Annotated in this window: 9 protein-coding genes; 3 read left to right on the top strand and 6 right to left on the bottom strand. The window is 37.2% G+C overall.

Features of this window, described 5'->3' with window-relative positions; translation table 11 throughout:
- Nucleotides 1-7: 7 nt before the first annotated feature.
- The 4 genes from B0E34_RS15715 to gyrB all read right to left on the bottom strand — a co-directional run bounded on the left by B0E34_RS15715 (nucleotide 8) and on the right by gyrB (nucleotide 6,805).
- Entirely contained in the window at nucleotides 8-829 is an 822-nt protein-coding gene (locus tag B0E34_RS15715) for an RsiV family protein (RefSeq protein ID WP_087710968.1), read from the bottom strand.
- A gap of 79 nt (nucleotides 830-908) precedes the next feature.
- Nucleotides 909-2,843 (bottom strand): transglutaminase-like domain-containing protein, encoded by a 1,935-nt coding sequence (locus tag B0E34_RS15720; protein ID WP_087710970.1) that lies wholly within the window; start codon nucleotides 2,841-2,843, stop codon nucleotides 909-911.
- A 1-nt stretch (nucleotide 2,844) separates the two neighbouring features.
- A complete protein-coding gene (locus B0E34_RS15725; RefSeq protein WP_087710972.1) occupies nucleotides 2,845-4,737 on the bottom strand; it encodes a DUF3858 domain-containing protein in 1,893 nt (630 codons plus the stop codon).
- Nucleotides 4,738-4,870: 133 nt separating this feature from the next.
- Nucleotides 4,871-6,805: a DNA topoisomerase (ATP-hydrolyzing) subunit B gene (gene gyrB / locus B0E34_RS15730; RefSeq protein WP_087710974.1), complete on the bottom strand. Its 1,935-nt coding sequence runs from the start codon at nucleotides 6,803-6,805 to the stop codon at nucleotides 4,871-4,873.
- A 232-nt stretch (nucleotides 6,806-7,037) separates the two neighbouring features.
- On the opposite strand from gyrB, the gene B0E34_RS15735 reads away from it, so the two are divergent.
- On the top strand, nucleotides 7,038-8,381 hold the full coding sequence (locus B0E34_RS15735; protein WP_087710976.1) for a cytochrome ubiquinol oxidase subunit I: 1,344 nt from the start codon (nucleotides 7,038-7,040) through the stop codon (nucleotides 8,379-8,381).
- On the top strand, nucleotides 8,378-9,382 hold the full coding sequence (locus B0E34_RS15740) for a cytochrome d ubiquinol oxidase subunit II (RefSeq protein WP_087710978.1): 1,005 nt from the start codon (nucleotides 8,378-8,380) through the stop codon (nucleotides 9,380-9,382). The genes B0E34_RS15735 and B0E34_RS15740 overlap by 4 nt, the downstream gene beginning before the upstream one ends.
- A gap of 56 nt (nucleotides 9,383-9,438) precedes the next feature.
- On the opposite strand, the gene B0E34_RS15745 is transcribed toward B0E34_RS15740, so the two are convergent.
- Together B0E34_RS15745 and lysS are read right to left on the bottom strand one after the other, a co-directional pair.
- Nucleotides 9,439-10,257: an OmpA family protein gene (locus B0E34_RS15745; protein WP_087710980.1), complete on the bottom strand. Its 819-nt coding sequence runs from the start codon at nucleotides 10,255-10,257 to the stop codon at nucleotides 9,439-9,441.
- Nucleotides 10,258-10,371: 114 nt separating this feature from the next.
- The gene (gene lysS, locus B0E34_RS15750) at nucleotides 10,372-12,069 is read right to left on the bottom strand and encodes a lysine--tRNA ligase (protein ID WP_087710981.1); all 1,698 of its coding nucleotides are present in this window, start codon (nucleotides 12,067-12,069) and stop codon (nucleotides 10,372-10,374) included.
- Nucleotides 12,070-12,299: 230 nt separating this feature from the next.
- On the opposite strand from lysS, the gene B0E34_RS15755 reads away from it, so the two are divergent.
- Nucleotides 12,300-14,006, top strand: coding sequence for a beta strand repeat-containing protein (locus tag B0E34_RS15755; protein ID WP_123956652.1), 1,707 nt, complete (start codon nucleotides 12,300-12,302; stop codon nucleotides 14,004-14,006).
- Nucleotides 14,007-14,064 lie beyond the last annotated feature (58 nt).

The following is a 14,064-nucleotide window of genomic DNA, read 5'->3' on the forward strand; positions in this document are numbered from 1 at the left end:
ATGATTGTTATTTAATTTTCATTCTTTTCATAAATTCTGGAGTAAGAGTTCCTTTAAGCTCTGTCCAAGAAACAGGGATTATAATATCTCCTGCTGCAAAAGCTGTAATTTCGTACGGACTGTAATGGAAATACAGGTTTTTGTCATCGAAATAAAAATTTTCCGTTGCCGGAATTTTGTCTACCAAAAGCATTTCAGAATTATTAACTTCTCCTTTATCATCTGTTGTTCCGCTGTTGGTTCTGTTGATATTTTTCATTAAAAGGGCTTCCAGTTTTTCCTTTGGCATGGAAGTAATGTCTTTTAATTCTAATTTTTTATTGTTTTGAAGATCAAAAACTCTTTCGGAATAACCATAATTATCGTGTGCACCTCCTTCATAAGAAGCCCAAAAGTATTCTATATGGAGATAATCATTGGTATTGGATTTTACTTTCATTGCTGTATCCGAATACCATTCCTGAGAGAATGAAATATCTGAAATCCAGTCTTTTGAATCTTTTCTGATGTTATTAAAATATTCGTTTTTACTTTTTTGAAGATAATTCTGCAATCCTTCTCTGGAAAAATCGCCAATATTTTTTTCTGTAAAATAAATGCTGTCTAATAATTTTTTATCCTTTACTGTCGGGAACAGCAACATTTTGGAAGTATATTTAACGGTTAAAGAATCGCTTAATTTCGTGGAATCGCTAATTTTCACGGAATCTACTGTAAACTTTTCGGGAGCTGCAGCTTCTGTTTCATTTATATTATTGCTTTCCGTCTTTTTACAGGCAGAAAAAATAAAGAAAGAAGAAAGTGCCAAGACCGCAATGGTATTTTTCATAATTCTGATTTTCCTTCTTCAATGCAAAAACCATTCAAAAAATGAATGGTTTGAAATTATTTTTGAAAAAAAAATTTAATTACTGTTTTCTTACAAGACTGATGACCTGGTTTTCCTGTTTGGAAGCCACCCCCCAAATCTGTTTAAAAGCCGGATAATATTCTTTCTCATAATTCGGACTCTTAACTTTAGTGGTGGAAATTACTTCGATCTTGTTTCCTTTTTGCTCAGCAATATAACTGTATTCGATTTCTTTATCGTCGGTTACAATTTTTTTGTTTTTCGGCATTTCTTCAATGGCATATCCTTCCGGAATTTCCAAAACTATTTTCTTGATTCTGGTGAACGGCGAAGTAAAATCGATAAGGTATTTTCTTTCTTCTGTCTGATCGAATTCATTTGAGTTTTTATTTAAAAACAACATCGGATTGATAATCATTTTCTTTCCGATCCTGTCGATTAAATTTTCGGAAGAAAACTTCATGGTGCTTTCAAAATCACCATTTTCATGTACTTTTGAATCGATATTGGTAAAGTCTATCGCAAAATTATCTTTATACTGCTTTTTGTATTTCTCTGCATTATCGTCATAACTCTCTTTTGCAAAAATAGCATACGTTCCTGTGTCTTTATCGGAATAGGTTCCCGAAATGCTTCCGTCTGCATTAATTTTTGCCTCCGCCGTAAGATAGGTAAAACTTGTTTTTGCATTGATCATGGATAATTGCTGAACTTTGTCTTTATTCATCAAAATTCCGAACTGGTTCCAGTCTCTTGGCGGTAACTGATCGATTGAAGACTGTTTTGAAGTCGCATCATACAAATGGAAACCATCTTTTGTCTGAATGGCAGCAATTACAAAATTCATATTGGAAACATTGGGTGAAGCGATGTTAATAAAACCATTGCTCACCGTAGAAATCGTAAGCGGATCTGCTTTAATTCCGGCTTCACGAAGCATCATGACCAGAAAAAGATTGATTTCTGCCGCATTTCCGGTTTTTGTTTCCAGCATTTTTTTGATACCGTCTTCTGTATAAATCCCTCTGTCTTTGTTCCATGTAAAGGTATTTTTAACATAATCAAAAACAGCATTGGCTTTTTCTATCTCTCCTGAAATTCCTGAAATATTTGCAGGCATATTGTCTTTTGCCAGTCTTGTCTTCTTTAATTCTCCTCCGAAATCTTCATTTTCATACAATCTGTCTTTGATCTTTTCCCACGACGAAGAATACAATTTAAGCTCTCTGAAGTTTGTTGAGTGAAGTTCTGCACTTATTTTTGTTCTGTAATTACGGTCGTTGTTTACAAATTTTTCTGTTTTAAAGCCTTTCACATTTTCATATCCAAAGCGGTAGGTTCTGTAATTCATTCCGTACATCAATCTTTCTTCCACTTCTCTGTATTTGGGCGTCAGAAAACCTGTGTAATTTACATTATAAGCAATATTTGAAGGGCTGTCTAAAACATATTCCGTGTATAACGAAGGTGTATCTGTTTCGATCATGATTTCCGGAACCACATAGAGAAACGGAGAAGTTACTTCATACTGATATTCAATGACAGAGCCGTTTTTCACATTCGGGAATGCAAATTTTGTGATGGAAACATATTTGCTCTCTTTACTTTTATATTTTGAACTTTTATCAACTTTTGTTGCTACGGAAGTACCGTTTTCCAGATTGTATGTGAAAGCTTTTACCTTCGAAATGGTTTCCTGATCGCTTCCGCTTTGGTATAACGGAATTTCAAGATTCAACCAGTCTTCTGCTTTGTCCTTATCATAAATTTTCACCCTGTAAAAAGCTTTTTTCACGAGATTTCCGGTATTGTTATCAATGCTGAAATGCAGCGATTTGAATAAAATTTCGGCAGGTGCATTTTCATCCAACGCTGATTTCTGCTTTGAAAGATCTGCATCATTAAATTTAGGATAGTTAAGAAATTCATGCTTCTGAGCTTCAACAAATATGAAATTCATTGAACAGAAAGCCACTAGAAATATTTTTTTCATGTTAAATTTTAGAAATTAAAATTTTTGAGTTGTCGATGTTAATGGCTTTTTTTCTGAAATTAACGTAATCGTTATATTTTTCTTTAGGATAAAGTCCTTTATTGATTCTTATGGTTCGGCTGACTTTCAGTTCTTCGCCATTTTTTACAAAGCTTAACTGATAGGTTCCGAATTCTGAATTTAAGGTTACATTCTCGGGAAGTTCCTCTATTCTATAGTTTTTAGGAAGCGCAAAGCTGATTTCGTATTCATCCTGAAAAGACTGTCTTAATTCGAAAGGCAATTCCCTGTTTTCGTCTGTTTTGTAAACATTGTTTGAATAAATAGGTACTGCTCTGAAAATGATGCTGCTTCCTGCGTTTTTAGAATAATTATTGGCTTTAAAATCAAGATCAAACTTTGCAACGGCATTGTCTTTATCGTTCAGGAAATTTTTCATTTCAATCTTTTCAAAATGAAGAACATCCAAAAGATTTTTTATGGCTTCGTTTCTTTCTTTTGGTGACATCGTTGCCAGAACGAGATTGTTATCATACTGAATTCCCGTGTACGCAAAATTACCTTCCCCGGAAATACTGTTGTCTTCATTAAGCTTTATTTTTAAAAGCTGTTTTTCTTTGCTTTGGTCTGCTGCATAAACCGGAGTATCAATTAATTCAATTCCGTTTTTTCTGATGGAAAGCACATTTCTTTCTGTGGTTCCGTAACTTAGGTGGTTAAAAGCTATTTGCTGAGATGTATTTTCCAGCCAGATATTTCCTTTTTCAGCAGGAACCATCAGAATAACATGGTTTCCTCCCATTTTAGGAAAATCTTTATCAAATGAAACTGGAGAAGAACCTGAATTGATCACCGAATAATAAGACGGAATTCCGGCTTCATCCAGTAAAGTTTTCATGTAATTCGTTAATCCTTTGCAGTCACCATATCCTTTTTTCTGAACTTCATCCGGAAGCATCGGCTGCCAACCGCCGATTCCCAAGGCTACAAAAATATACCTTGTCTTGCTCTGCATATACTGATACAGTTTTTTTACCTTTTCTTCTGTTGTTCCCTGTAAATTCAATGCTGCAACTTCCGCTTTAATTGCAGGCGTTGATAAAGAAACCGGCTGTAAAATGCTGTTGTAATACCAAGATCCGAACTCACCCCAGTTGTTTATACTCCCCTGTTTTCCTTCAAGATTGAATTTCGTTAACGCAAAACTTACTTTTGGCAAAATTTTTATCGGTTGGGGAAGCAAAAAAGCATCATCAATAGCCGGAACATTTTTATAAGAATATATTTTTTCTCCTGCATTATCGCTTTCTGTAACTGAAGTATAGTTATAAGCCGAAGGATATGTTTTTGTTTTAAGCTCGATGCCTGATTTGTTGATGATCTTCATCTGAGCTTCTTCCAATGAAATATTGGTTGATCTGAATGGAATAAAATCCGGCAGGAAAACCGTGTTTTCATCTGTGATCTGATAGGAAAATTCCACAGTGTAAGGATATTGCGTAGGCGTATAAGACAAAGCCATCACTCGGTTATCCGAATAGAAAGTTCCCTGATTATTATTGGCAAAATCCCCAAAATCTGATTTGGAAAATGACTTGATTTTCTTTCCGGATTCATCGTAAATATTCACCTTGATGTCTGAAATACTATTGCCTTTTTCATAAGGAATATAAATCTGCGCATCGGAGTCGCCGTCTTTATTCAAAACAGTGGTCACCGTATAATACTGATATCTGATATCATCAATTTTATTAACCTGAATCGTCGTAAGATCTTTCCTGATCACCGCATCTGCGTTTTTCTTCAGAGTCTCAGGAATAGCAGAAACCGGAAAATTTTGTGAGTAATAAAAAGAAGCCATCGAAAGCGCTCCAATACAAAGTATTTTCATCATGGTTATTAAAATTTAGCAAAAATAATGAAATCTTATAACTGACAAAATTATTTTTTATTGTATTGAATGGTTCATATTGAAAAAAAAAGACTTCATTGCTGAAGTCTTTTATAATCGTATTTTTTGAATTCAATTATGCATCAATTTTCGCATATTTGGCATTCTTTTCTATAAATTCTCTTCTTGGCGGAACCTCATCTCCCATCAACATAGAAAATACGCTGTCTGCTTCTACTGCATTGTCGATGGTTACCTGTTTCAGGATTCTGTGTTCAGGATTCAGAGTCGTTTCCCAAAGCTGTTCAGGATTCATCTCTCCAAGACCTTTATAACGCTGAACTTCAACACCTTTTCCATCCGGAGACATTTCCAAAGTAAATTCTTCACGCTCTTTTTCGTTATAAGCATATACTTTTTTGTTTCCTTTTTTCAATAAGTACAAAGGCGGCTGAGCAATATAAATATAGCCGTTCTCAATCAGTTCCTTCATGTATCTGAAGAAGAAAGTTAAGATTAAGGTTGAGATGTGAGAACCATCAATATCGGCATCGGTCATGATTACGATTTTATGATATCTTAATTTTGCCATATTCAGCGCTTTGCTGTCTTCTTCCGTACCTACGGAAACTCCTAAAGCGGTATAAATATTTTTAATCTCTTCATTATCATAAACTTTATGAAGCATTGATTTCTCAACATTCAGAATTTTACCTCTTAACGGAAGAATTGCCTGAAAGAATCTGTCACGTCCCTGTTTTGCAGTTCCACCTGCGGAATCTCCCTCAACCAAGAAAATTTCTGATTCTGCCGGATCTTTTGAAGAACAGTCGGATAATTTCCCCGGAAGTCCGGAACCTCCCATCGGAGATTTTCTCTGAACCATTTCACGGGCTTTTTTCGCAGCCTGTCTTGCTTTTGCAGCCAACACTACTTTCTGAACGATAATTTTTGCTTCGTTGGGATTTTCTTCCAAGAAGTTAGTCAGCATTTCCCCAACAATTTTATCAACAGCACCCGAAACTTCAGAGTTTCCTAATTTTGTTTTGGTCTGTCCTTCAAACTGAGGTTCCATTACTTTTACAGAAACTACAGCCGTAAGTCCTTCACGGAAATCGTCTCCAGTAATTTCTACTTTTTCTTTCTGAGGAATTCCTAAATCATCCGCATATTTCTTTAAGGTTCTCGTTAAAGCACGTCTGAAACCTGCTAAGTGAGTTCCTCCTTCGTGAGTGTTAATATTGTTAACGTAGGAGTGAAGATTCTCGTTAAATGAAGTATTGTAACGCATCGCTACTTCCACAGGAATATCGTCTCTTTCACCTTCCATGAAAATTACGTTTTCCATGATCGACTCACGGTTTCCGTCGATAAAAGCAACAAACTCCTTTAGACCACCTTCAGAATGGAAAACTTCTGATCTGAAAGAACCGTCTTCCAGTTTTTCTCTTTCGTCGGTAAGGGTAATGGTAATTCCTTTATTTAAATAAGAAAGCTCTCTTAAACGGCTTGCTAATGTATCATAATTATAGACAAGTTCTGTAAAGATAGAATCATCCGGCTGGAAGAACTGCTTGGTTCCTCTCTGATCACTGTGCCCTATTTCTTCAACTCCCGTCTGAGCTTTACCTCTTGAATATATCTGCTGATAAACGTTTCCGTCTCTGTAAACTGTGGTTACCATTTCGTTGGAAAGTGCGTTTACACACGATACCCCAACTCCGTGAAGACCTCCGGAAACTTTATAAGAATCTTTATCAAACTTACCTCCTGCCCCGATTTTTGTCATTACCACCTCAAGAGCGGATTTCTGTTCTTTTTCGTGGAAATCCACAGGAATACCTCTACCGTTATCGCTAACCTCGATCCCGTTTCCTTCTTTAATGCTGACAAAGATCGTGTCGCAGTATCCTGCCAACGCTTCGTCGATAGAGTTATCTACTACTTCATAAACCAAATGATGGAGACCTCTTACTCCCACATCACCAATGTACATTGAAGGACGCATACGTACGTGTTCCATTCCTTCCAATGCCTGAATACTACTAGCTGTATATTGTTTCTGACTCATATAAATATTAAAAAATCCTGCTAAATGCAAAGACTTACAAATATCGTGATTTTTTTCGAGGTACGAAAGTTAAAAAGTGTCAAAAAAGTATTGATTTTTCCACAAAAAGCAAAGATTATTTTCTCTTAAAAAATATCAAAGTTAAAACCTATTTCTCAAACAAATGCTGTTGTAAATCATAATGACGATCTATAATTTATGCGTAAATTTATTTACTCAAAATGAATGGTTTATGGACGACTTTCTTGCAGCTCGTGCACAGATGGCAATGTCACTCGGCTTTCACATTATTTTCTCTTGTGTAGGTATGGTAATGCCTTTCCTTATGGCTTTTGCGCACTGGAAATACTTAAAAACAAAAAACGAAGTTTATAAAGGTCTCACAAAAGCATGGAGCAAAGGTGTAGCAATCCTTTTTGCAACCGGAGCCGTTTCCGGAACGATGCTCTCTTTTGAACTTGGACTGCTGTGGCCTGAATTTATGAAACACGCAGGACCCATCTTCGGAATGCCTTTTTCACTGGAAGGAACTGCATTTTTTATTGAAGCCATCGCAATCGGATTTTTTCTTTACGGATGGGATCGTTTTAACAAATGGTTTCATTGGTTCTGTGGATTTTTGGTAGGATTAAGCGGTTTGGCTTCTGGAATTTTAGTGGTTGCCGCAAACGCGTGGATGAATTCTCCGGCAGGATTCGATTATGTGAACGGACAATATTTAAATATAGATCCTATTAAAGCCATGTTCAATAACGCGTGGTTTCCTCAGGCTTTACACATGACGGTTGCTGCGTTTTGTGCTACTGGATTTGCCGTTGCCGGAGTTCATGCTTTTTTAATTCTAAAGAAAAAAAATGTTGAATTTCATACCAAAGCCTTCAGAATTGCGGCAGGATTTGCTTTGATCGGAGCATTCGGAGCACCCTTAAGTGGTGATGTTGCCGCAAAATCTGTCGCAGAAAGACAGCCGATAAAATTAGCTGCCATGGAAGCCCATTTTGAAACAGAAAAAGGAGCTTCATTTGTGATCGGCGGAATTCCGGATGAGAAAAAAGAAGAGATAAAATATGCCATAAAAATTCCGAAAGTTCTGAGTTTTTTAGTAGCTAATGATTTTAACGCGGAAGTAAAAGGACTGAAAGATTTTCCAAAAGAAGAATGGCCTCCGATTGCGGTTGTGCATTATGCTTTTCAGATCATGATTTTCTTTGGTGTTGTGATGATTATTATTGGAAGCGTTTTTCTGTATGCAACGTTTTTCAGGAAAGAATGGCTTTCCAGAAACTGGCTTCTGAAAACATTTTTATATGCAACTCCTTTCGGATATATTGCTCTGGAAGCGGGATGGACAGTAACTGAAGTGGGAAGACAGCCGTGGATTATTTACGGAATTATGAAAACAGCCGATGCCGTGACGCCAATGCCGGGAATTCAGTATTCTTTTTACTTTTTTACTGCAATTTTCGCATCACTCTCTTTGGTTATTATTTTCCTTTTAACAAGACAGATTAAAATGGTTCCCAAATTATACGATCCTACCGATCCTCAGTTTAACTCTAAAAATAAGAAGTCATGATTTACGTTGTTATAGGATTTCTCTGGCTATCGATATGTCTGTATGTTATTTTAGGCGGAGCTGATTTCGGAGCGGGAATTGTGGAACAGTTCACCAGAAAAAAGAACAGACCCAAAACACAGACTTTGATGTACACTTCTATTGCTCCGGTTTGGGAAGCCAATCATATGTGGCTGATTATTGCGATTGTTATTCTTTTTGTCGGTTTTCCGGAGGTTTACACCACACTTTCCACGTACCTTCATATTCCTTTGGTTTTAATGTTGGTAGGAATTATTGCACGCGGGACAGCTTTTACGTTCCGGCATTATGATGCGGTGGAAGACAGTTGGCAACGCATTTACACACAGATTTTTTACTTTGCGAGTTTACTGACTCCTTTTTTTCTGGGATTAACGGCAGCAGCAACGATCTCCCATTCTATTAATCCGGAGGCGACCAACTTTTTAGATTTATATATTTTCAGTTGGCTGAACTGGTTTGGTGTTGCAGTCGGGTTATTTACCGTTTCCATCTGTGCATATCTTGCTTCCGTTTTTGCTTTGAGAGAGACTTCCGACCGTTTTGAACTGGGTATGATGATCAGAAAATCCAAACAGACCATGATCTTTGTTGTTATCGCAGGACTTCTGGTTTTCATCACGGCTTATTTTTCCGATATTCCTTTACTGATGTGGGTTTTCTCAAAACCTTTGGGAATTATGGCAACGGTTTTTGCCACGATTTGTCTCTTTTTGATTCTGAGAGCAATGAATCGTCGTAAACTTTTGCCTGTAAGAGCTTTAGCCGGATTTCAGGTGATTATGATTCTGGTTGCCGCCACATATCAGCACAATCCGAATATTATTTTGTTTGCAAACGGAGAGCATCTTTCCTTATTAGACAATGTTGCCGCACCAAAAACAATTTCGGCTTTGGGATGGGCGTTAATGCTCGGCTCTGTTTTCATCCTTCCGTTTTTGTTTTATCTGATGGCTTCATTTAGTAAACTGAGAAGATAATTTTATAAGGTATAATATAGTTTCGGCGCAGCAAAGCTGCGCCGAAACCTTGTAATCTATTTTTTAAGCAAAACAATTTCCACCCTTCTGTTCTTCATGAAATCCTCTTCCTTTCTTTCGGGATAAACAACAGGATTTAGATGTCCCATTCCGGTTGCTTTGATGCGCATGGAAGCAATTCCCTGTTTTTCCAGAAATTCTTTGATGGCATTGGCTCTCGTCCAAGATAGGTTAAATGTTTTCAAATCTAAATCTTCACCATCGAAATTGTCATAATCACAGCAGATATGTCCCTGCAATTCTACTTCGATTGTCGGATTATTTTTTAAAATTTCCGCTAACTGCATCAATACACTATTTCCTTTTGGCAGCCATACGTGGCGACCTCCGATAAAATTAACATTCGGCAAAGAAAAAGTTTCTCCGATTTTCATTTCTGAAACTTTTTTGCTGAAAAAACTCTCAAAGGTTTTCCCGGAATGTATTTCTCCGGCAATCATCACCCGATCAATAAACACATCTACCCTTCTGTTTTTACCGCGCAGTTCTTCGGTACTGTTGTCATTGATGGGTTTTTCTTTTCCCAAACCGACAACACTTTCCAGTTTTATATTATTTGTGATCTTTTTCTGCAGGTAATTATTAACTGTATTTGCACGATTTTCAGATAATTTTTTATTGTATTCTGAACTTCCCGAAATATCACAATTCCCAAAAATCCTGAATTTCAGATTGCTTTTTAGTTGCGCCAGACTGTCAAGTTTTCTCTGCGATTCTTTCGTCAGTTTAGAACTATTGTACTCAAAATAAACAGAACTAAGCATCTGAGCTTTCACATTGACGAACAGAAAAATAAGGACGATAAGAATTCTCATCTCATTTAGTTTTTATGAATAACGTAAATTATGCAAAAATAGTTTTTTGTGCTTTATAAAAAATTCCGGCGGAAGCTTTGCTTCCGCCGGAACTAAATTATATGATATAAAATCTTAAACCAGTTTCATCAAAAGAACCTCATCAATTTTCTCTACTTTCACGAGGTTATTTTTCGTTAAAGTTTTGGATGCTTTGTCCCATTTCTTTCCTGAAAGTTGAGATTGCTCTTTCACTTCTGCCAAAGCAATCTGTTCTCCTGATTTTAAAATTTCAAGAATTACTTTTTCATCTTCACCCAGTTCGATTTGAGGAACTGCTTTTTCAGGTCTCATCTGAGGGAAGAATAAAACTTCCTGAATGGATGCATTATTCGTAAGGAACATAATTAATCTGTCCATTCCGATTCCTAAACCGGAAGTTGGCGGCATTCCGTATTCCAGCGCTCTTAAGAAATCTTCATCAATAAACTGTCCTGCCTCATCATCTCCTTTTTCGGATAATTTTAACTGCTCTTCAAAACGCTCTCTCTGGTCAATCGGATCATTAAGCTCAGAATAAGCGTTGGCGATTTCTTTTCCGCAAACCATCAGTTCAAAACGCTCGGTTAAACCTTCTTTGCTTCTGTGTTTTTTCGTAAGCGGTGACATTTCGATCGGATAATCCGTAATAAAAGTTGGCTGAATAAAGTTTCCTTCGCATTTTTCGCCAAAAATTTCATCAATTAATTTTCCTTTCCCCATCGTTTCATTCACATCAATTCCGATAGATTTCGCAAAATCGAATAATTCCTGTTCTGTTTTTCCGGTGATATCGAATCCTGTAAATTTCAGGATCGCATCCGTCATAGAAATTCTCTGGTAAGGCGCTTTGAAATCCACTTCATATTCTCCGAAAGTAGCTTTTGTTGTTCCGTTTACCTGAATAGCACAGAACTCTAATAACTTCTCCGTGAAATCCATCATCCAGTTGTAGTCTTTGTATGCTACATAGATTTCCATTGCAGTAAATTCAGGATTATGAGTTCTGTCCATCCCTTCATTTCTGAAGTTTTTGGAGAATTCATACACCCCGTCAAAACCACCCACGATCAATCTTTTCAGATACAATTCGTTGGCAATTCTTAAATATAAAGGAATATCCAAAGCATTGTGATGCGTAATGAAAGGTCTTGCCGCAGCTCCTCCCGGAATTGCCTGCAAGATGGGAGTTTCTACCTCAAAATATCCTGCATCATTGAAGAACGTTCTCATCGCATTGAACAGTTTTGTTCTTTTTACGAAAACTTCCTTAATTTGAGGATTTACGGTTAAATCTACATAACGCTGTCTGTATCTTAGTTCCGGATCATTAAATGCATCGTGAACAACACCGTTTTCATCGGTTTTTGCCTGTGGAAGCGGTCTTAGAGATTTCGTTAACAGGGTGAAATTTTTCACCAAAACCGTCTTCTCTCCTACCTGTGTTGTAAACAGCTCACCTTCAATCCCGATAATATCTCCAATATCTAAAAGGTGTTTGTACACTTCATTGTATAAAGTCTTATCTTCACCTGTACAGATCTCATCCCTGTTGAAGTACACCTGAATTCTTCCAGTAGAATCCTGCAACTCAGCAAAAGAAGCTTTCCCCTGAATTCTTCGCGACATAAGTCTTCCCGCGATCTTCACCTGTTTACTTTCTGCGAAATCCTGTTTTATAGATTCTGTAGTATCTGTAATGATGTATTCATCCGCCGGGAATGCATTAATCCCCATTTCAACAAGCTTATTCAGCTTTTCTCTTCTAATGATTTCTTGTTCTGATAATTGCATTTCTTATTTTTCTAAAAGCGTACAAATTTAGTGATTATTTACAAAATTTCACCTTAAACTTAAGGTAAATATTTTATACCATAATACTTTATCATTAATGTAAATAATTCTTATAAAACTATATTTAAACGATTAATTTAAATTAAATATTAATAATCACTATATGATGAATTATAAATGAGTTTTATTTATTATCTTTGGTTTACCACTAATCATAAAATAATTTACTTATGAAAAAAAGGATTATCCTATTATCCTCCCTTTTATCAATGGGAGCAATTACTAAAGCACAAGTAGGGATAAATACAACTACTCCTACAGCTACATTTGACGTTGTTGCAAAAAATGCTACAGGAACCTCAACCACCGTAGACGGACTTCTCGCTCCACGTCTGGATCGCGAAAGAGCCCTAAATATGACTTCCGTTCCTTCCGGTACACTTATTTACGTAAATGATATAGCTACAGGATCCGCCATAGGACAGGCTGTGAATATCACAGTTACAGGTTATTATTATTTTGAAGGAGGGGTTTGGCAGAGACTTACTACTCCTTCAGCAGTTAATGCGCAGAATTGGGGACTTACAGGAAACTCCGGAACAGCATCCGGAACCAACTTTATGGGAACCACAGACAATCAGGATATTATCTTCAAAAGAAATAATATCCAGTCCGGAATTTTGGGAACAACCAATACATCTTTTGGAAATAACTCCATTCCCATCGCTGTGACCGGAACCGGAAACACCGCATTCGGATCGACTTCCTTAAATACAGTGACAACCGGAGCAAGAAATGTCGGAATTGGTTTAAATACAGGACGGGGGATCACAACAGGTTCTACCAACATCGCTATTGGCGGAAATGCTTTATCCAGTACAACAGCAGCTTCTATACAGAGAAATATTGCCATCGGTGACAATGCTTTAATTTCTAATAATGGAGGAAATTCAAATATAGCTATTGGTGTTAATACCGGAACCGCAATCAGTTCCGGATCTAATAATGTTCTTCTGGGAGATACGGCGGGCGGTGTATCTTTAACAACCGGAACAAGCAATACTGTTTTGGGAAGCATCGCCGGTTCGGGATTAACCACGGGAAGCAACAACTTAATCTTGGGAGCTTCTGCAGGAACCAATATTACAACAGGCAGCACCAATATCGCGATTGGAAACAATACACAGATCCAGTCTGCAACCACAAGCAACCAGATGAATATCGGGAATGCAATTTTCGGAACAGGAATGACCGGAACTCTTGCTGCTCCGGCGGGAAATATCGGGATAGGAACTAGTACTCCTGCAAGAAGACTTGAAGTGAATGCAGCAACAGCTCCCATCAGAGTTAGTAACTTACAGGCAATTGCAACAGGAAGTCCTACCACAACGGTTCCTTTAATACTGGATACCGCAACAGGAGATATTTATCAGGGTAAAGCTTCAGAAATGCTGATTTTCAATACGAATGTTATTCCTAATGCTTCTCCTGTCGTGCTTAATGCGACAGCGACAGCTTCAGCCATCGGAACGGCAACACAATCTGTTTATAATACCACATTTACTTTAGCAAGACCTGCCATTGTTTCTATATTTTCATCGGTCTCCACGTCATTTGCCAATGCTGCAGGAGGAGTAATTACAGATGGTTCTCCGCGTATTTCAATTAGCTGGATCAGGATTTCAGATTCTACAGGCGCAACAATTATTCAGGATAATATGGGACTATCATCTGTTTCACACGTCAATTCTTTAACAGGTGCTACAACAAATGTTACCGGAAATTATCAGTCTGCTTCAAATCCTATGCTGAGTTTGCCTGCGGGAACTTACAGACTTGATGTCTTTGCTCTAACGGGATGTTCGAGTGGGCAGTCGGTTCGTGCTACATACGGTACAGGAAACGACAATTTGTATGTGAAAGCAGATTATTTCTAAAATACGATTCTAAAACACAATAATTAATAAACGTCTTACAAATATTTGTAGGACGTTT

Origin of the sequence: Chryseobacterium mucoviscidosis (genome assembly GCF_002177115.1) — a bacterium.
In the GTDB taxonomy this organism is placed as follows: Bacteria; Bacteroidota; Bacteroidia; order Flavobacteriales; family Weeksellaceae; genus Chryseobacterium; species Chryseobacterium mucoviscidosis.